The organism is Streptomyces smyrnaeus (genome assembly GCF_017676345.1).
Classification (GTDB): domain Bacteria; phylum Actinomycetota; class Actinomycetes; order Streptomycetales; family Streptomycetaceae; genus Streptomyces; species Streptomyces smyrnaeus.
The window spans coordinates 227,693-247,126 of record NZ_JAFFZM010000004.1 but is presented as its reverse complement, the minus strand read 5'-3'; the positions used below and the strand labels follow the sequence as shown (position 1 = coordinate 247,126).

Annotated in this window: 18 protein-coding genes; 15 read left to right on the top strand and 3 right to left on the bottom strand. The window is 71.0% G+C overall.

Annotated elements, in window-relative coordinates; translation table 11 throughout:
* Positions 1–228: 228 nt before the first annotated feature.
* From JW613_RS09185 to JW613_RS09175, 3 genes are read left to right on the top strand one after another with little or no spacing between them, the layout of a single operon-like run.
* On the top strand, positions 229–1,575 hold the full coding sequence (locus JW613_RS09185) for a uracil-xanthine permease family protein (RefSeq protein WP_245225292.1): 1,347 nt from the start codon (positions 229–231) through the stop codon (positions 1,573–1,575).
* A gap of 38 nt (positions 1,576–1,613) precedes the next feature.
* Complete coding sequence (locus JW613_RS09180; protein ID WP_209210324.1) at positions 1,614–3,047, top strand: amidohydrolase family protein; 1,434 nt, start codon at positions 1,614–1,616, stop codon at positions 3,045–3,047.
* Complete coding sequence (locus tag JW613_RS09175; protein WP_209210204.1) at positions 3,044–3,754, top strand: sulfite exporter TauE/SafE family protein; 711 nt, start codon at positions 3,044–3,046, stop codon at positions 3,752–3,754. The genes JW613_RS09180 and JW613_RS09175 overlap by 4 nt, the downstream gene beginning before the upstream one ends.
* Before the next feature lie 4 nt (positions 3,755–3,758).
* Here JW613_RS09175 and JW613_RS09170 read toward each other — a convergent pair whose 3' ends face one another.
* From JW613_RS09170 to JW613_RS09160, 3 genes are all read right to left on the bottom strand, one after another.
* Positions 3,759–4,814, bottom strand: a complete 1,056-nt coding sequence (locus JW613_RS09170; RefSeq protein WP_209210203.1) for a LacI family DNA-binding transcriptional regulator — start codon at positions 4,812–4,814, stop codon at positions 3,759–3,761.
* Between the two features lie 158 nt (positions 4,815–4,972).
* Positions 4,973–5,983, bottom strand: a complete 1,011-nt coding sequence (locus tag JW613_RS09165) for a ketopantoate reductase family protein (RefSeq protein ID WP_209210202.1) — start codon at positions 5,981–5,983, stop codon at positions 4,973–4,975.
* Between the two features lie 32 nt (positions 5,984–6,015).
* The gene (locus tag JW613_RS09160; protein WP_209210201.1) at positions 6,016–7,233 is read right to left on the bottom strand and encodes an ATP-grasp domain-containing protein; all 1,218 of its coding nucleotides are present in this window, start codon (positions 7,231–7,233) and stop codon (positions 6,016–6,018) included.
* Positions 7,234–7,487: 254 nt separating this feature from the next.
* Between JW613_RS09160 and JW613_RS36305 the strand changes: the two genes are divergently transcribed.
* From JW613_RS36305 to kilB, 12 genes are all read left to right on the top strand, one after another.
* The gene (locus tag JW613_RS36305) at positions 7,488–8,144 is read left to right on the top strand and encodes a sensor histidine kinase (protein ID WP_209210200.1); all 657 of its coding nucleotides are present in this window, start codon (positions 7,488–7,490) and stop codon (positions 8,142–8,144) included.
* Positions 8,141–8,806, top strand: a complete 666-nt coding sequence (locus tag JW613_RS09150) for a response regulator (protein WP_209210199.1) — start codon at positions 8,141–8,143, stop codon at positions 8,804–8,806. Before JW613_RS36305 ends, JW613_RS09150 begins: the two co-directional genes overlap by 4 nt.
* Before the next feature lie 548 nt (positions 8,807–9,354).
* Positions 9,355–10,524 carry a pyridoxal phosphate-dependent aminotransferase gene (locus JW613_RS09145; RefSeq protein WP_209210198.1) on the top strand — a complete coding sequence of 390 codons (1,170 nt, stop codon included), beginning with the start codon at positions 9,355–9,357 and terminating at the stop codon, positions 10,522–10,524.
* Complete coding sequence (locus JW613_RS09140) at positions 10,514–11,482, top strand: 3-methyl-2-oxobutanoate hydroxymethyltransferase (protein ID WP_209210197.1); 969 nt, start codon at positions 10,514–10,516, stop codon at positions 11,480–11,482. Before JW613_RS09145 ends, JW613_RS09140 begins: the two co-directional genes overlap by 11 nt.
* Positions 11,479–12,765 (top strand): diaminobutyrate--2-oxoglutarate transaminase, encoded by a 1,287-nt coding sequence (ectB, locus tag JW613_RS09135; RefSeq protein ID WP_209210196.1) that lies wholly within the window; start codon positions 11,479–11,481, stop codon positions 12,763–12,765. Before JW613_RS09140 ends, ectB begins: the two co-directional genes overlap by 4 nt.
* Complete coding sequence (locus tag JW613_RS09130; protein WP_307865843.1) at positions 12,762–13,733, top strand: diiron oxygenase; 972 nt, start codon at positions 12,762–12,764, stop codon at positions 13,731–13,733. The genes ectB and JW613_RS09130 overlap by 4 nt, the downstream gene beginning before the upstream one ends.
* Before the next feature lies 1 nt (position 13,734).
* A complete protein-coding gene (locus JW613_RS09125; RefSeq protein ID WP_209210195.1) occupies positions 13,735–14,985 on the top strand; it encodes an MFS transporter in 1,251 nt (416 codons plus the stop codon).
* Positions 14,978–15,706, top strand: a complete 729-nt coding sequence (locus JW613_RS09120) for a sulfite exporter TauE/SafE family protein (protein WP_209210194.1) — start codon at positions 14,978–14,980, stop codon at positions 15,704–15,706. The genes JW613_RS09125 and JW613_RS09120 overlap by 8 nt, the downstream gene beginning before the upstream one ends.
* 56 nt (positions 15,707–15,762) lie before the next feature.
* Complete coding sequence (locus JW613_RS09115) at positions 15,763–16,635, top strand: NAD(P)-dependent oxidoreductase (protein WP_209210193.1); 873 nt, start codon at positions 15,763–15,765, stop codon at positions 16,633–16,635.
* Positions 16,632–18,017, top strand: coding sequence for an ATP-grasp domain-containing protein (locus JW613_RS09110; RefSeq protein ID WP_209210192.1), 1,386 nt, complete (start codon positions 16,632–16,634; stop codon positions 18,015–18,017). The genes JW613_RS09115 and JW613_RS09110 overlap by 4 nt, the downstream gene beginning before the upstream one ends.
* 7 nt (positions 18,018–18,024) lie before the next feature.
* A complete protein-coding gene (locus JW613_RS09105) occupies positions 18,025–18,609 on the top strand; it encodes a pyridoxamine 5'-phosphate oxidase family protein (protein ID WP_209210191.1) in 585 nt (194 codons plus the stop codon).
* A 234-nt stretch (positions 18,610–18,843) separates the two neighbouring features.
* Positions 18,844–19,296: a plasmid transfer protein KilB gene (gene kilB, locus JW613_RS09100; RefSeq protein ID WP_209210190.1), complete on the top strand. Its 453-nt coding sequence runs from the start codon at positions 18,844–18,846 to the stop codon at positions 19,294–19,296.
* Positions 19,297–19,434: the final 138 nt, after the last annotated feature.

Sequence of the window (19,434 nt, the reverse complement as noted above, 5' to 3'; positions counted from 1 at the left end):
TCGGCACGGCCCGCCTCCCATACTGGCGGCCAAATCGATTTGGCCAAATCGATTTGGCCACCGTCCGGGCCCGATTGTGCCGGCCAACACCGAGCGAACCGCACCCGAGAGGGAGCCCTCATCGTGTCGCTACGCAATGCTCTTCGTCGAGGCCCGGACCCACGCACCACACCCCGCCCCGACGGTCCGCAGGTGCACCCCGTCGACGACTACCGGCCGCTGCACCGGATGCTTCTGTTCGGTATCCAGCATGTGCTGGTCATGGCCGCCACTCCGATCTCCAGCGTCTTCCTGGTCAGCTCCACCCTCCATCTGACCCCGGCGCTGACCGCCAACCTCCTGTCCGCCGCGTTCGTGCTCTCCGGACTCGGCTCGCTGCTCCAGTCGCTGGGGCCGTGGGGCATCGGGGCGCGGCTGCCGTTCGTGATGCTGCCCGGTGGCGCCCCCCTGATCCTCTTCCTCTCCATCGCCGAGCAGCACGGAGTACGCACCGCAACCGGCGCAGTCGTCATCACGGCCGTCTTCTGCTTCGTGGTGCTGCCGGTCTTCTCGCGACTGCTGAGGTTCTTCCCCACGCTGGTCATCGGCACGATGATCGTCATCGTCGGGGTGAATCTGGTGAAGGTCGGCGCGCTGCTGATCACCGGGCGTCCGGGCAGCAGCGGGTTCGCCGAGCCGCGCGCCTTGCTGCTCGGCCTGGCCACGGTCGGCTGCACCGCGCTGGCCTACGGAATGCTGCGGGGCACGCTGCGTCAGCTGTCGGTGCTCCTCGGACTGTTGGCCGGTACCGCACTGGCCGCACTGCTGGGCCGGGTCGAGCTGGAGGCCACCGGCGGCGGTGCGTTGCTGCACGCACCCCAGCTGATGCCGTTCGGGACCCCGCAGTTCGCGCTGCTCGCGTCCTTGCCGCTGCTGGTCTACAGCCTCGCCTCGATGGCCGAGGCCACCGGACAGACGGTGATCAACAGCGCGGCCGTCGGCAAGGAGCCGGACGCCCGTCGCGACGCACCGAAGACCATCCGGGGCGACGCACTCGTCTCCTTGGCGGGCGGCTTCTTCGGGCTCCCGCTGATGGTCACCAGCGGGGAGAACATCGGCATCGTCCGGATCACCGGCGTCCGCAGCCGCTTCGTCACGGTCGCCGCAGGCCTCGTCCTGATCACCGTCGGCTTCCTCGCGCCGGTGGCCTGGCTCGTCAACGCCATTCCCGCTCCGGTGGTGGGCGGCACCGCGTTGGTCGTCTTCGGGGTGATCACGGTGCTCGGCATCCAGATGCTCGGACGCAGCGGCCTGGACGACCACACCAACACCTTCATCGTGGCCGTCGCGCTGGCACTCGGGCTGCTCCCCATCCTGGTGCCCGGCGTATACGGTCAACTGTCCCCGAATCTGCGGATTTTGCTGGAGAGCGGCGTCGCGGTCGGCGCCTTCAGCGCAGCCCTGCTGCACGCGCTCTTCCACCGAGCACCCTGGCGTCCCCGTCCCACCACGGCCATCGGGGGCGCGGCAGTGGGGACCGCGGCCGAGGCCGCGCCGGCCGGTCCCTCGGGCACCGACCAGGAAACCGCCCGTTGACTCCTCACACCTGTCACCCCTTCACCAACAAGGACGCCATGACCCCCCTGCGCACTTCCGAACCCGGTGCCCTCGCACGCAGCGACGGTTCGCCCCTGCTCCTGGTCCCCGACACCGTGCTGCTTCCCGACGGGCCCGCCGACGGCCACGCGGTCGTCGTGGACGGCACCGTGTTCACCGCCGTCGGACCGGCCGCCCGCCTGTCCCGCGACTTCCCGCACCTGGAGCCTGAGCGATTGCCGGGCACCGTGCTGATGCCCGGCTTCGTCGACGCCCACCACCACCTCACCCAGAGCTTCGGCGCCGCACTGGCCTTCGGCGAACCGTCGGAGATATTCCGCCGCGTGTGGGCACCGCTGGAGGGCGCGCTCGACGAGGAGTCGGCGTACGTGGCGGCGAAGCTCGCCTCGCTGGAGGCGCTGCGCGGCGGATTCACCACCGTGGCCGAAGCCGGAACGCGCGCCCCGGTCGACGTGGAAGCCGTGGCGAGCGCGGCACGCGACGCGGGACTGCGCTGCGTCCTGGGGCAGATCTGCAACGACTCCGACCGGGGCCGGGACCCCGGCGGAACCGGAAGCGCTCAGGAGATTTCGGCGCTGGCCGAAAAGCATCTCGCCCGCTACGAGACCGATCCCCTGGTGCACCCCTCACTGGCCGTCTCCCTCCCCGAAGCGGCCACCGAACGGACCCTGAAGGCCACCTCCCGGCTGGCCGCCGAAGCGGGCACGGTCCTGCAGATACACGTCAACGAGCACCTCGCCGCTGTCGAACGCTCCCTGCTGCAGCACGGCTTGCGCCCCCTGGAGCATTTGCACCGGCTGGGCGTGCTCGGGCCGCAGCTGCTCGCCGCGCACGCCACGCTGGTCACCCCCGGTGAACTCACCCTGCTGCGCGACACCGGCACCGCCGTCAGCTACAACCCGGTGGCCAGCGCCTGGAAGGGCAACGCCGTCGCACCCGCCCTCGCCATGGCCGAGCAGGGGATCCGGTTCGGCCTGGGGAGCGACGGCACCCGCGGTGACGCCTTCCGGCTGCTCGACGCCGCCGAGACAGCCCAGCGCCTCACCTACGGGCTGGCCGGCGGCGACTCCTCCTGCGGCGGTGGCTGGACGTGGCTGGACCACGGCACCCGGCTGGGCGCCGACGCGGTCGGGCTGGGCGGTATGACGGGGGGTCACGGCGTGCGTACGGGCGTGGTGGCGGCGGGTGCCGCAGCCGACTTCCTACTCGTCGACCTCACGGGCCCGGAGATGTGTCCCTCGCACGATCTGCCCTGGGAGCTGGTGCGGCGCGGCAACCGCGATCAGATCACGGCGGTCTTCACCGCCGGGTGCCTGCGTCTGTGGCACGGCTGGCCTCCGCACTGGGACGGCAGGAGCCTGGTGGCGCGTGCTGCGGAACTGGCGCGTGAGGTGGTGCGGCGGGCGCCGGTGGTGCGGGCCCACCGGACCTCCACGGCAGCCGCCCGATGAGCGGCGAACTCCTCGTCCTGCTGGCGGTGACGGTGGCCGCTGCCGCCTTCGTCCAGGGTGCCAGCGGCCTCGGCTACGCACTCATCGTCGCGCCGGTGGCCGGCCTGGTGGACCCCGGGCTGCTGCCGGTCTTCCTGCTGGCGTCGATGATTCCGCTCAATCTGTACGTCGCCTGGCGGGAGCGCTCCAGCCTCGATCTGCGCGGTGCGGGCTGGATCACCGGTGCGCGGCTGGCGGCCACCCCCGCGGGGCTGCTGCTCCTCGCGGTGATCCCGGAACGGGACCTGGGCCTGTTCGTCGGGGGCGCGACCGTGCTCGCGGCGCTGGTCAGCCTGGCGGCGCCCGAGTTCGCTCCGGGCCGGGGCGCCTTCGTGGGCGCCGGACTGGTCACCGGGATCACCGAGACCGCCACGGGGGTGGGCGGCCCGCCGCTCGCGCTGGTCTACCAGCACCGGCCGCCGTCCGAACTGCGCTCGACGGTGGCCGTCTGTTTCCTGGTCGGTGAGATAGCCTCCCTCGCGCTGCTGTTCGCGACCGGGCGCGGGCAAGCGGACCACCTCGGCACGGTGCTGTGGATTCTGCCCGCGCTCGCGGCCGGGGCGGCGTTGAGCCGGTTGGTGCACCAGCGGCTCGACGCGCGCCGACTGCGGCTGGCGGTGCTGGTCTTCGCGCTGGTGTCGGGGCTGGTGCTGATGCTCGGGATATGAGGGCTCAGCGCTCGTCGGCGACGGCGGGCCCCCGGCTGGAAGACGCGCGTGTCACCAGCCGGGGGCCCGGCGCTCGCCGTGGGGCGCCTGGTGGCTCCCCGTGCAGCCGCTGCAGCAGCAGCTCGACCGCGTCGGCCGCGGCCTGCTCCAGATGCAGGTCCACAGCGGTCAGCGGGGGCGTGCAGGTCCTGGCGCGCAGGCCGTCGTACCGGGTCACGACCATGACGTCGTCCGGGAGCCCGCGCCCGCTGTCGCGCACCGCTCGCACCGCGCCCACCGCGAAGGCGTCGACCAGCACACACAGGGCGTCCGTGTCCGGGTGTTCGCGCAGCAGCGCGGCGCACGCCTCATAGCCGGCCGACTCACCACCGGCCTCCTCGGCCACCGCGGTCACGGGCGGCCATCCGTACCGTTCCGCGGCCCGCTCGTAGGCCGCCCGGGCATCCACTGCCGGGGACCGGGTACCGGCCGCCGTGACCAGGGCGGGGCGCTGGGCCCCTTGCCGGAACAGATGCTCCAGCAGCAGTTCGGCGACCGCCTCGCCGTTGAGGTCGACGTACGGCACCCGGCCGGTGTCCGGCACCGGCCGGCCCAGCGCCACGCACGGCAGCCCTCGTCCGGTCAACTCGGCGACGAGCGGATCGTCCTCCCCCGGCTCCACGACGATCGCCCCGTCGACGTCGACGGTCCGCAACCCCGCGCCCGTCTCCCCCGGCGGGAGCAGCACCAACGCGAATCCGTGCGCCAGTGCGTGTTCCGCGGCGGCAGCAGCCACCTCCATGTAGAACCCGAGCCGGGAGGGCCCCCCGGCCACCGCGAGCGGCATCGAGGACAGCAGGGCGATCGCCTTGGCCTCGCCGCGGCGCAACCGCTGGGCCCGCAGATTGGGGCGGTAGCCCAGTTCCTCGGCCACCCGCTTGACCCGCTCGCGCGTGCGCGGGTCGACCTTGCCCAGTCCGTTGAGCGCGTGCGAGACCGTCGTACGGGAGACGGAGGCGGCCCGCGCGACATCGGCGATCGTCGGCTGACGCGGTGCGGAACCCGGGCGGGGGCTGGCCATCGGTGGGGGAACTCCTCACGGTCTGGGTACGGCCCCCCAAGTCTCCCTGATGCACCCCGGCAGCGGTACGCCCCTTGCCCTCGGGCGCCGACACGCCGGTTGTCCGCGGGAGGGGCCGTACCGGGCCCGAGGCGGAGCGGCGCTGCGGTGCGCGGCGGTCAGCGGGCGGCGGCCACCAGCTCCCGCAACCTGTCGGCGTCCAGCTCCCCGGGTTCCCTTCCTTCGAGTGCGGCGGTGTTCGCCAGCCGGGTCAGCGTCTCGTTCACCGGGGTCGGCACTCCGTACATCCGGCCGAGCAGCACGATCTCGCCGTTGATGTGGTCCGCTTCGATCGAACCCGCCTTCCGGGCAAGGCTCTGCCAGGAGGAGCCGAGGGCCTGCTGCCCGTCCGGCTGCGCGGGCCCTTCGACTTTGCCGTTGCGCAGTTCGGCCATCTCGGCCGGGCTCGCCCGGTCCAGCCCCGCCGCCTTGAGCACTGCTGTGCCCTCGGTCCGGGCCCATTCGGTGACCTGCGCCGCCGCGCCTTCCGCGGCACTTCCGCACAGGGCCTCGACCGTCTGCGCCAGGTTGGCGAGGAGCTTGGCGTACTTCCAGCGCATCACCTCGGGAGCGAGGGGTGCGAGCATGTGGGCGCTTTCCAGGTCGGCGGCGATACCGCGAGCGGTCGCGTCGATGCCTGCCGGGTAACGGCCCAGGACCAGGGCGCCGGTGTACGGTGCGCAGCGGGCGACGACCGTCCCCGCACTCAGGTGCGCGGCGGGCAGTACGACGCACATGCCGTACACGCGGCCGAAGCGGCGCAGCGCCAGTCGCTCGTTCTCGACGCCGTTCTGAGCGCAGACCAGCGGAATCGTCTCACCTGCCGTCGCGCCGTGCCGCTCACCGGTGACCGGTCGCGCCGCCCACTCGCGCAGTGCCGCCTCGGTGTGCTGGGCCTTCACGGCCAGTACGAGGACGTCGCCACGGCGCAGCGTCACGGCCTGCGGGCTGTCGACGACCGGAACGGGCAGGGCCAGCGTGCCGGTGGAGGTCGTCAGCCGTAGTCCGTCGGTGCGCAGGGCCTCGTAGTGGGCCCCGCGCGCCACGAGGACCACGTCGTGGCCGGCCTCGTGGAGCCGGCCGCCGATCGCTCCGCCGACCGCCCCGGCTCCGACAATGATGTACCGCATTCCGCTCCTCGTTGGGGGCGGCCGGTGGACGGTCAGTCGCGCCACCGGCTCTCCGCCGCGTACCACTGCACGAGTTCGTCGACCCGCTGCTCCACCTGGGCCGCGTCGCCGCCGGTGACGACATAACCGCTGAGGTACACCCCGGACTTGGCGCCGCCCTGGTAGGTGGCGCCCACGGTACCGCGATGGCGTTCCTCGGCCACGAACGGTGGCGGGTCCTGCGGCAGCGCCACGAGCTGCCCGGACCGGGGGTAGAAGACCACCCAGCCCGCGGCCCGGCCGGGTTCCACGCCGGTTGCTCCGCGTGGCGCCGGGTGTCGCGGCACCGCTTGGGCGAGGAACCACTCGCGGTCGAGGTCGATGCCTGACGCCGCCCGTATCGCGGCCGCGGTCAGGGCGCCGCCCGTACGGCTGGCGACTTCGCACAGGACCAGTTCGTCCTCGGGCGTGTGGAAGACCTCGAGGTGGTAGCTGGTGCACCGGGGGGTCGGCAGCGCGTCCAGTACACGGTGCGCGAAGTCGACCAGTCGTGGCACCAGCGGGTCGTCGCTGGTCAGTTGGGTGGAGCCCAGTGGTGTACCGGATCGGTAGGAAAGGCAGTCGTTCAGATAGCGGGAGACGAACGAGGTGACCGGCTCTCCCTCGGCGACCAGACCGTCGACCACGTACATCGTCCCGGTGACGAACCGTTCGACCTGGGCGTACTCGGGCAGTGGCCCGTTCAGCAGCCGGGCCAGATCCTCCGGCCCCCGCAGGACGTGCGTACCGGTGGATCCGGACCCGTAAGCGGGTTTGACGACGACCGGATAGCCGTGCTGCCGGAGGAAGGCCAGGAGGTCCACGAGGACCCGGATCGGCGCGAAGTCGGGCACGGCGAGGCCCGCCTCGGCGACCAGGGTCTTCATCAGGACCTTGTCCCGGAAGGCCAGGGCGCTGTCCCAGTTCTGCCCCGGGACGCCGAGCACTTCGCGCAGACGCGCCGCGCGCAGCAGATCGCTCTCCGCCCGCGCCACGAGGCTCTGGGCGGGCGTCGTGGTCAGCGTCTCCAGGACCGCCTGTTCGAGGGTGCCACCGGTGCGGTAGTCGGGGAAGCAGCGGGCTCCGGGCACATGTCGGTACTGCGGGAAACGGCTGCCGGAGACGAGGAGTTCCAGTCCGATGCCGGCGTCGGCGGCCCACTTGTCGTACGGGGTGTCGGCATAGTCGCTGTCCACGAGTACCACGGCTCCGCGCTCGGAGGAGGCCCGCACTGCATTCTCCCTCCGGCCACCACGCGGGGTGACACGGGACGGTTCGTGATCCGGACGCGGCCGAGGCTAGTTCATCCGTCGACGGGAAGCGGCATTCTGCGCACAGTGCTGCTTCGTCCTCAAATTCCCCTTCTACTCATTCTGCTTACAGTACGCTTACCCGCAGATGTGAAGGCATCTGTCGCTCGCTCGCACGGGAAAGTCGGAAGAACAAATTCCGCATCTGACGTGACCAACGGATGAGAGTGCACTCGATGGACGCCACCCCGGTCCTTCCCAAGCTCCTGAAAAGCCAGGGGCATGACTTCACAAACGGCCTGCACACCCTGTTAGGCCTGCTGGAACTCGATATGTACGACAGAGCGGGGCACTTCGTGACCGCGCTGGAGCACGAGCGGCCGGCTCCCTTCGCCCCGGTCGTGGAACGCATACACGAGCCGCTGGTCCGTGCGCTTCTGATCGGCAAAGGGCTCGTCGCCGCGCAATGGGGCGCGGCTTTGCAGATCTCCGCCGACGCCTGGCTGCGACGGCCGGTCGCCCACCCGCGCGACCTCGTCATCGTCATGGGCAACCTCATCGACAACGCCCTGGAAGCGGTGCGGGGTCAAACCTGCCGCAGTCCGCGGGTCGAAGCCGGCCTGCGGTCCGACGGCGACGCCGTCGCGCTGTGGGTGTCCGACAACGGCCCCGGGGTTCCCATCAGGCTGCGCAAAAGGATCTTCTCCGAAGGATGGTCTTCCAAGCAGTCACCCGACGGGCACGCCCGCGGCCTCGGACTCGCACAGGTGCAGCAGATAGCCGACAGCTACCGCGGCAGGGTCCGGGTGCGTGACCGGGCGGGCGGCGGCGCGGTGTTCTCCGTACGTCTGCCGCGACCGACCGGCACACCGGCACCGGGAGGCTTCCAGTGACCCGGGTGCTCGTCGTGGACGACGACTTCCATGTCGCCGAGATCAACTCGGCCTATGTGGCGAAGACCCCCGGATTCCGCGTCGTCGGCCAGGCGGGCAGCTGCGCGGAAGCGCTCGCGGCCGTGGACCGCGGCGGGGTCGACCTCGTACTACTCGATCACTATCTGCCGGACAGGACCGGAGTGGAGCTGGCCCGCGAGCTGCAGCGTCCCGAGTACGCGGTCGACGTGATCATGGTTACCGCCGCCCAGGACGTGGAGACCGTGCGCTCGGCCGTACGGTGCGGGGCGCTGCACTATGTGGTGAAGCCCTTCACCTACCAGACGCTGCGCGCCAAACTCGACGCGTACGCGAGGCTGCAGAAGACGCTCGCTCAGGACGTCCTGGAGGGGCAGGCGAGCGTGGACGGCGTCTTCCAGGCGCTGCGCTCCTCGACCGCGAACGCGCCGTCGGGGAAGGGCTACGCCATGCCGACGGTCCAACTCGTCCACCAGGTGATCGCCCGCTCGCGGCGGCCGCTGTCCGCGCACGACGTGGCGGAGCGCACCGGGATCAGCCGCTCGACCGCACAGCGGTACCTCAAGCACCTGGAGAGCTCCGGGCGGCTCAAACTCGTTCTCAAGTACGGCGAGAGCGGACGCCCGGTACACCTTTACGAGTGAGCGGCCCCGGGCCGCACCGGCTCGGCACGTGAGACGACCTCGACCAGCCGTCCCGGGTGGGGCGCGGCCCCACCCGGTAGGCGCCGCTCGGCAGAATTGGCTAAACGACGTTACCGAGAAAAAGCCGCAGTCCGGGCACAACGGTGCCCCGCCTCTTCGCACCGTCGTACTGTCCGAGTGACACCGCCGCAGATGCGACGAGGGGGCGAAGTATTCGGGGGGAAGACGCGGGGGACGACGTGCGGGCGACCGCACCTCGCAGTGGAGCACAGGTACGCGCCGGGACAGTCGTACCGGCGCGTCAGATCCGTGACGAGATCCTGTCACAAGGCGTCCTGCCCGGACTGCAACGAGGGCAAGGGGCCTCGGACCTGCCGGGAGGCGTGGTCGGTCCGCGTTGTGCGCCCACCTGAACCGGCGTGCGGCCGGTGCGCCGGTCGCGCAAGCACTTTCTGACCTCAGACGTCCGTCTGCACATGGACGTCTGGTGCTCGCTGCCCTCTTACCGACAGATCACCGGACCGTCAGCGAACGAGGAGCCGTCCGTCATGCCGTCATTGGCCAGTCCACTGTCCGACATCGCCCCGTCTCCCCTCGTCGCCGTCCAGCAGTTGCTGCGCGACCACGCACACGCGCTCCCCGTCGGCCTCCACCAGGGCAAGACGGTCTTCGAGCCGTGCGCCCGGCCCCGGGTGTGGGAGCGTGCCGACTTCGGTATCTCCGCGCACGAACACGCCCCGCCCGCAGGTGTCCCGGCGCTCCGCGAGGCCTTCGCCGCGGCGGCCTCCGCCCGGCGAGGCGCCACCGTGGACGTCGACCAGGTGCTCGTCACGGGCGGGGCGACGCACGCCATCGGGGTGGTGCTGCGCGCCGTACTCGCCCCTGGCGACGAGGTGGTGATCCTCTCTCCGCAGTGGCTCTTCGCCACCGGCCTGGTCCGGGCGGCAGGCGGGGTGCCCCGCGAGGTCCCCGTCTTCCTGGAGCTGTGCGCAGACCCCGGCTTCGACTTCCTCGGCGCCGTCGAGCAGGCGGTGACCGACCGGACGCGGGCCATCTACTTCAACAACCCGAACAACCCCACCGGCTTCCGCCTCGACGAGCAAGCGCTCGCCGGGCTCACGGAACTGGCCGAACGGCACGACCTGTGGCTGATCGCGGACAACGCCTACGAGAACTACGACTTCTCGCAGGACGGATTCCTCGACTCCGCCGCCGTCGGCCGTGCGGCCGAGCGCACCTTCTCCGTGCACACCTGCAGCAAGACCTATGCGATGCCGGGCGCCCGGGTCGGCCACCTCGTCTCGCCACCGGGCTGCGAGGAGGCTCTTACCAAGTGGTCGCTGCACACGCTGTACTCCGTATCGACACCGTCCCAGTTCGCCGCCTACGAGGCGCTGGCCACGCCGGAGAGCGAACTCGCCGACCGACGTGCGCGCGCGTACGACGCTTGGCGTCTGGCGGACGAATACCTCGACATTCCCCACACCGCCGTCTCCGGGACCCTCTACACCTTCCTCGACCTGAGCGCGCTCGGTGACGGTGAGCGGTTCGTGCGCAGCTGTGCCGAGAACGGTGTCGGCCTCGCGCCGGGCCGGGTGTTCGGTGAGCACTGCCGCGACTGGGCCCGGATCTGCTTCACGGCCGCGCCCCCGGAGGCCGTCCGGGACGCCGTCCAACGCATCAACAAGGTCTACAAGGAGGCCATTAGTGAGCGCTGACTCTGCCACCTTACTCACCGGCGGAACGCTTGCTCCCTATCTACGACGCTACTCTTCCCCGGCTCAACTCGGGCTGAAGATCAACGTCTACCGCGACTACGAGGTCGAGGGCCTGGCGCGGGCGCTGTGCACCCCCGATCTGGCCGACAGCCCTGTCGAGTGCGTCATGGTCGGCGATTCCTACTTCATGACGCATCTCGGCCGGCCCGGCACGGCCATGACCGGGCCGGCCGAGGAGGAGTGGGCCCTGGCCACCCTGGTCGGCCTCGTCGGTGAGGTCCGTGGCGCCATGGACAAGGAGTTCCCCGAAGACCGCCGTCCCTTTCTGCTCTCGGATCTGCCCGACGGCACCACCCGGAACGCCCACCGGGCCCTCGCCGCAGCCGACCGGTTCACCGCGGCCGGGGCCGATGCCGTGAAGATTGAGGTGTCCTGCGAGGACGACCTGCGGTGCGCAGAGGCTGTGGCGGCCACCGGAACCCCGACCCTGGTGCACCTCGGGTACACGCCGCAGCGCAGCACACTCGGCCGACACGGTGACGACCTCGAAACAGCCTTCGAGCTGTTCGCCTGGGCCCGCCGGGCCCGGGACGCGGGGGCCTGCGGCCTGATCGTCGAGATGGTCAGCGAACCGGTCAACCAGGCGCTCAGCCGACCGGACGGGAAGGGCCTGCCCATCTACTCCGTGTTCAGCGGACGGGCCCGGTGGGGCGGCCAGAGCCTCAACCTCTGGGACGCGGTGGTGCGTCCTGCGCGCGCGTCCCGGTACTTCCCGCCGACCGCGGTCATCGACGCCGCCGACGTGGCCACCGCCTACGGGCCCGAGCTCATCGCCGACAGGATGCGCGAGCTGATCCGGCTCACCCTCGCCGGCTGGTTCCCGCTCTCCCCCCGCACCACCCTCGGGCACCGCGACACCGCGCGGATCGCCGACACGGACCCCTGGAGCCGCTCATGACCGTGACCGAGTCGGCCGAGAACGTCTTCGACGAGCTCGAGTCCGCCGTCAGAACCTACTGCCGTCGCTTCCCCGCCGTCTTCACCAAGGCGAGCGGCCACCGCATGTGGGACCGGGACGGAAGGGAGTACATCGACTTCCTGTCCGGAGCGGGCGCCTTGAACTACGGCCACAACCACCCAGAGGTGCGCCGTGCCGTCGTGGACTATCTGCTGGCCGACGGGCCGGTGCACGGACTGGACATGCACACCGGTGCCAAGGCGGACTTCCTGACCCGCTTCCGCGACGTGGTGCTCGAACCCCGGTCCCTCTCCTACCGCGTGCAGTTCACCGGGCCCACCGGCACCAACGCCGTCGAGGCCGCCTTCAAGACGGCGCGCAGGGTCACCGGGCGTACCGAGATCATCGCCTTCACCGGCGGCTTCCACGGGCTGTCGCTCGGCGCGCTCTCGGCCTCCGCCACGGCGTTCAAGCGGGGCGCCGCCGGCGTGCCCCTGGGGCACGTCACCCGGATGCCCTACGACGGGTACTCCGGCGAAGCGGTCGACACCGTCGACCACCTCACCCGGATGCTCGACGACCCCGGCAGCGGTGTCGACCTGCCCGCGGCGATCGTCGTGGAGACGGTGCAAGGCGAGGGAGGGCTCGCCGCGGCCGACGCCGGGTGGTTGCGCCGGCTCGCCGACGCGGCCCGCGAGCGGGGCGTCCTGCTCATCGTCGACGACATCCAGGCAGGCTGCGGACGCACCGGCACCTTCTTCAGTTTCGAAGAGGCGGGCATCGTCCCGGACATGGTCTGCCTGTCCAAGTCGATCAGCGGATTCGGGCTGCCGATGGCGCTGGTCCTGGTCAAGCCCGAACTCGACCAGCTGGGGCCGGGCGAGCACAGCGGCACCTTCCGTGGCAACAACCTCGCCTTCGTCTCCGCCGCGGCCTGCTTGGAGTTCTGGGCGGACCCGGAGTTCACCGGGCGGATACGCAACACCGCGGCGCATTTCGGCGAACTGCTCGCCGGGATGGCACGTACGCACGACCAACTGGGCTGCGAAGTCCGCGGACGAGGTCTGATGCGGGGCCTGGCCTTCTCCGACCGGGGTCTCGCCGACCGTGTCTCCCGTGCCGCGTTCGGTCGCGGGCTGCTGGTGGAGACCTCCGGAGCCCGCGGGGAAGTCCTGAAGATCATGCCGCCGATCGTCGCGGATCCCGCGGTGCTCGAGCACGGTTTCGGGATTCTCGGGGCGGCCGTCGAAGAGGCAGCAGCAACGTCGAAGGAGGAACTGTGACGGTCCTGAGCGAGCACAGCGAGGACGGAACAGCCGGGCACGAGCACGCCATCGACGAGTCGGTACTGCGCCGCATCGCCGCCTCCTGGCCGAGGCGGGCCACCATCCGCACCGACCTCGACCAGATCGCGGAACCCGAGGAGTACGACCGGACGCTTCCCGACTACCCGGTGCACCTGCTGCCCTTCGCCGAGCACCCGCACTTCGTGGCGGCAGACCCCGAGAAGCGTCAGCAGGTGCTCACCATGGCCTGGCTCGTCTACAACGAGCGGGTCATCGCAGCCGAGGAGTACGTGGCCAACCCCACCTTCGCCATGATCATGCACGGTGTCTTCCCGGGTGCCGACGGGGTGCAGCTCAAGCGGGCGGTGCAGCAGACCCACGTGGACGAGGTCTGGCACACCTATATGCACATGGTGGCCATGCAGCGCACCCGCGAGGTACGCGAGGTCGTCAACGAGCCGAGCTACCCGCACACCGTCACCTACCGCAGGCTGCTCCAGGCCGAAGCGGAGACGTCCGAGAAGTGGGAGCGGGACCTGCTCAAACTGGTGTGGACGACGGTCTCCGAGATCAGCGTCAACGCCTATCTGGAGCTGCTGTCCCGGGACACGACGGTGCAGCCCTTGCACGCCCTCGTGCCACGTCTGCACGCCAGGGACGAGTCGGCGCACTCCTCGGTGATGGTGGAGGTCGCCAAATCCCTGTTCGTACACATGAACACCGAGCAGCGCAGGGCGTTCGTCGACGCCCTGCCCCGCGCCCTGAACGCCTTCGTCGCCCAGGACTTCGAGGTGTGGCCCGACGTCCTGAAGCACGCGGGCATCGAGCACGCCGACGAGATCGTCGCGGACTGCCGCGCCCAGGCCGGCAACGACCTGCTGGTGCGCGACTTCTCCGGCATCCGCCGCATCGTCAGGGAGATGGAGCTCGAGGACGACGTCGACTTCTCGTTCGGAGCCCAGTGAGGTGAGGTTGCCCCGTCTCGCCGCGGGCGGTGGCCGTCTGGTCACCGCCGCGCTGGTCCAGTCGCTGGGAATCGGCCTGTTCATGGCCAGTTCCATGGCGTTCTTCACCCGCCAGGTGGGGCTGAGCGCGGGCGAGGTCGGTGCGGGCCTCGCCGCAGCGGGCGCCGTGGCGATCGGGGTCACGCTCATCGCCGGTGAGCTGGCGGACCGTATCGGCCCACGCCGCGTACTGGCGACGCTCTACGCCGCACGCGCGGTCTGCTGTGTCGCCTACGGGTTCGTCTCCACCTTCTGGGAGTTCATGGCGGTCACCCTGTTCGCGCTGGCGGCGGACCGCTCCGGGCCGCCGGTGCTGCAGGCCCTCGTCGCCGCCACCGTTCCGGTACCGCTCGAACGCACCACCCTCCTCGCCGTGATCAACGTCGTACGCAACTGCGGGCTGGGCCTCGGCGCGGTCGCCGCCGGAGTCGCACTCGTCAGCGACACCTTGGTGGCCTACCAGCTCACTTTGGGGGTCATAGGGGCGGCTTTCGTCGGTGGGGCGGTCCTGGTCCTCCGCGTTCCGGCGGGCGGCCGGCCGGCCGGTTCGCCGAAGCACGCCGCCGACGACGGCGGGAAGCGCGCTCGTGCGGTGCGCTCGGTGCGCTCGGTGCTCCCGTATCCGCGTTATCTCGTCCTGACGATGCTCAACTTCCTGCTCAGCTTCTTCGACGTGCTGCTCATGGTGGCCATGCCGCTGTGGGTGCTGGAGCGCACGGACGCCCCGCGGTACATGGTCTCCGTCCTGTTCGCGGTCAACACGGGGCTGGTCGTCCTGATGCAGATCCCGGTCAGCCGGCTCGCGGACGGGCTGCGGCGCACCAGTCGGCTGTTCGCCGTCGCCGGGGGCGCCATGGCCGTGTGCGCGATCTGCTTCGCCACTGCGGGCGGCGCCGACGGCTGGTACGCCATCGGGTGGCTGACCGCCGCCGTGGTCGCTCTGACGCTGGGTGAGGTGCTGGCGAACTCGGCGGCCTGGGAACTGTCCATCGCCCTGGCGCCCGAGGAGTCGCGGGGCCGCTACCTCTCCGTGTTCAACATGGGGCTGTCCACCGAGCGCATCGTCGGGCCGCTCGTGGTGACCGGAGCGCTCCTCGCTTCCGGTACGGCGGGATGGGTGGTGGCCGCGGTCGTCTTCCTCTGCGCCGGGATGGCCGCGGAACGGGTGGCGCTCGGGGCCGGGACGAGGATCGGGGCGCTCGCCCGTGCCTGACACGACGGTACTGACGTGCGCGGCCGTGGCCGTGTTCCTCGGGGCGATCGTGCAAGGCACCATGGGCGTCGGCCTGGCCGTCGTAGCCGCCCCGGTGGTGCAGATCGCCGCCCCAGGGCTGATGCCGGGCGCGATGCTGCTCGTCGCGCTGGGGCTCGCGCTGCTCGCCGTGTCCCGGGAGGTCGGACACGCCGACTGGTACGGCGTCTCCTGGGCGCTGCTGGGGCGTATCGCGGGGACGGCCACGGCCGCATACGTGATCGTTCTCGTGTCCGGGCCCGTGTTGGACCTGCTGGCCGCCGGCATCACGCTGGCCGTCGTCTCGCTGCTGACCTTCGACCCGGCTCGGCTTCCCCGCAACCGCACGACGCTGGTCGCCTCCGGTGTGGTGGCGGGGATCACCGGCACCACGTCCTCGATCGGCGGTCCCTTCATGGCACTGATCTACCACCGCGAGCCGGGGCCGACCGTGCGCGGCACCCTGGGCGTCTTCTTCGCCGTCGGTGCGTTGCTGTCCCTGGGAACCCTCGCGGCGGCCCACCGTCTGCCGGCCGAACAACTGGTGGCCGGAGGGATGCTGCTCCCGTCGATGGCACTCGGCTTCCTGGCTTCCGGGCGGCTGCGCCACCACCTGGAGGGCGACCGGATGCGCCGTGCGGTGCTCACGCTGTCGGTGGGAGCGGCCCTCGTACTGCTCGTACGTGGACTGTCAGGAGGCTGACCGAGGCCGACACGAGGCGACGGACCGCAGAATCGAAGCAGATGAGGAGTGGAAGAATGCGTATCGGCTTCGCGGGACTGGGAGTCATGGGCGGGGGCATGTGCCGACGGCTCGCCGACAGTGGACTGACGGTGGCCGCGTTCGACATCGACGCGGAGATGACGCGCCGCGCGGCTGAGCACGAGGGTGTGGTCGCGGCGCCGGAAGCGGCGGGAGTGGCCGCCCCGGTCGTGATCACGATGCTGCCCGACGGCGCGGCGGTTCGGCAGGTCGCCGACGCGCTGCTGCCGCACCTCGCGCCGGGCTCGCTCATCATCGACACAAGCTCATCGGCCCCGGAATCCACCCTGGAACTGGCCGAGCTGGCAGCCCGATGGAAGGTCTCCGTGGTGGACGCCCCCGTCTCCGGGAGCCCGGCCGCCGCCCGCGGGGGCGAACTCACCTTGATGGCCGCGGGCGGGCGCGACGCCCTCGACCGTGCCGAGCCCGTGCTCCGAAGACTCGGCACCGTCCATCGCGTGGGCCCGACCGGCGCCGGCCACGCGCTCAAAGCCCTCAACAACCTGCTCTCCGCCATCAACATGGCGGCGGTCGCGGAAGTCATGCTGGCCGGCGGTGCTTTCGGGCTGGAACCCGCCACCATGCTCGAAGTGATCAACAGTTCCACCGGGCGCAACCACGCTTCGCAGACCAAGCTCCCGGACCATGTGCTGACCGGCACCTTCGACTCCGGGTTCGCCCTCCGGCTGATGCTCAAGGACATCCGGATCGGTACCGCACTCGAAGAGCAGGCGGGTGGCCCCACGTTGTTCGGCTCCGTGTGCAGACAACTGTGGCAGCAGGCGGAGTCGGCCCTTCCGGCCGACGCCGACAACGTCGAGGTGATCCGCTGGCTGGAGGCCGCGGCAGGCAGGGAGCTGCGAGCATGACCGAGAATCCGCGCATAGCCGTCATCGGAGGGACCAGGCCGGCGATACGCAAGGCCAGGGCCGCCGGATACGACGTCGTCTGGGTCCACCACCCTCGGGAGCTGGACCCCGCGGGACTGCGGGACGTCCAGGAAGCGCACCTCGTCGCCTACTGGGAGCCGCCCGCGGTCACCGAACTGCTGCGCACCGTCCATCGGCTGCGCCCCCTGGCGCGAGTCGTCTCGATGACCGAGGACGGCCTGGAGTCCGCTGCCGCGGCCACCAGCGCGCTGGGCCTGCCGGGCACGGGACACTCCGTGGTGGAGTTGCTGCACGACAAGCTGGCGTTCCGCACCCGGCTCCGGGAGCGCGGCGTGGACGGTGTGGCCGTAGGGACCGGACACGGCGAGCGCGACATCCGCGCCTTCGTCGAGGAGCACGGACCGGCGGTGATCAAGCCCCGTTTCGGGTCCGGCAGCATCGGGGTCCGCGTCGTGCACGGGCTGCGCGAGGTACCCGAGGTCGCGGCCTGGGCGGAGCGGTTCGGGCTCCACAGCTTTCTGATCGAGGAGTATCTGCAAGGTCCCGAGATCAGCGTCGAGTCGTTCTCGTTCGGCGGGCGCCACACCGTCCTGGCGCACACCGCGAAGGAGACGCTGGACTCGCTGGTGGAAATCGGCCATGTGCAACCGGCGGGGCTGGAGGCAGAGTCGGCCAGGCGCGTCGATGATCTGGTCGCCCGTATGCTCGACGCCGTCGGGCTCACCGACGGGCCGGCCCACACCGAGGTCAAGCTCACACCGCAGGGCCCACGGCTCATCGAGTCCCACAACCGGCGCGGTGGGGACCGGATCGTCGATCTGGTCGAAGAGGTCCACGGAATCGACATCGACGCCCTCGCCTTCCGGTGGTACGCGGGCACCACCGGCCCCGTGGCGCCCGGCGATCCGCGGGGCGGAGCAGCCGTCCGTTTCCTGACGGCGGAACCGGGGGTGGTCCAGCAGATCGAGGGAGTGGACGCGGTGCGCGCCGACCCCGATGTCCTGGACGTGCAGATCAGCGTCTCGCCGGGCGACACCGTCTCCCCCCTCGCATGGTCCTACGACCGCGCGGGCCTGGTGCTGGTGCGCGGCTCGGACGCGTCCGAGGCCCGGGACCGGGCCCGAAAGCTCGCCGAACGCATCACCATCCGCACCGCGCCGGGAGAGCGACGTGCCGACAGGCGCCACATCAGCGCGGTGGCGCCCCGACCCGACAGGCTCCTGGGTACGACGCCTCTCCCCCGGAGCGAACCGGGCACACCGCCTGCGCCCGACCGCCCGGCCGAGCCGCCGGTCCTTTCCGGAAGGAAGGGCCCGGCAGGACTCGGCACCGAAGGAGCCGAGCCCCGAGGAAAGGAGTAACACTCCCATGGGCAAGCTCTATCCCTCCCTGACCCCGACGTTGCGCGCGTTCATCGCGGAGGCCCCGATGTTCTTCGTGGCCACCGCTCCGCTGGCGGGCGACGGTCACGTCAATGTGTCGCCGAAGGGAGGCATGGACACCCTCGCGGTGCTGGACGACACCACGGTGGCCTATCTCGACCTCATCGGCTCGGGCGCCGAGACCATCGCCCACCTCCGCGAGAACGGCCGGATCACTCTCATGGTCTGCTCGTTCACCGCCCGCCCCAAGATCCTCCGCCTCTACGGCACCGGCGAGTGCGTCTTCCCGGACTCCCCCGACTGGAACCGGCTGATCGGCCACTTCGGAGAGCACCCCATTCCCCGGTCCGTGGTGGTCGTCTCCCTCAACAGGATCGCCGACTCCTGCGGGTTCACCGTGCCGGAGATGACCCTGGTCTCGGAACGCGACCTGCAGGACCAGTGGGGTGCGCGCAGGACCGGGGTCCAGCTCGAAAGCTACATGCGCGAGAAGAACGCCCACAGCATCGACGGCATCGACGCCCGCCCGCACCAGCCCGAGGAGGCCAGTACGGCCCTGTACGGCAGGTGACCTCGGCGCGGGTACAGCTTGCACGGCTCCCGCAGAGATTCCGGTTCGCCGGTGCCGCCGGCTCCGTGACGGCGGCACCGGCGTGGCCGTTTCTCGCGGTCGGCTCCCTGCTGGGGGCATGCTGTCAGCCACACCGTGCGCCTGATCCGCGTCGGCTCGTGCGCCGCGCCCCGTCCTCCCACCGAAGGTTGACGCTCCGGCGCCCCGTTACCGCTGTCCAAGGAGGACTTCGCGATGTGGCCCAGCATCATCGCCGTCGTCGGCACACTGCTCGGGGGTACGCTCACCGGGCTGCTGCAGATCAAGAGTGCGCGGATCGCCCAGAGCGCTGCGCGCGCTGATCAGAGGGCGGAAGCACTGCGGAGGGCGCTGGGTGAATTGGTGGCCGCCCTCGGTGACCATCGGCGGGCCCTGTGGCATCGCGAAACCCTGCGGCTGGACGGCGCGGACGCGGAAGCGATCGAGGCGGCCCGCGCCGCTTCCCGCGCCACGCGCTCGGCCGTGACCGGCCCACTGGTCTCGGTCTCCGTCCTGGAGCAGGCACTTGCTGAGCCGGCTCGTCAGGCTGCCCTGGCCGCGTTCAGCCTGCGCGGCGCCGCCGACCACGCCGTACTGGCCTCCCGCCGTGCGGCCGCCATCGCGGCGACCGACGATCTGGTCGCCGCTGCCGGCCGGGCCATGGCCTGACCGGCTGAACGGCCGCCTGACGCGGGGCCGGCATCTCAGCGCCCTCCGCGCACGAGACGGTGCCAGGGAGTCTCGCATCCCTGGCATCCGCTCCTCCAGGCAGGGCCTACCGGTCCGACAGCTGCTTCACCCGGCTCG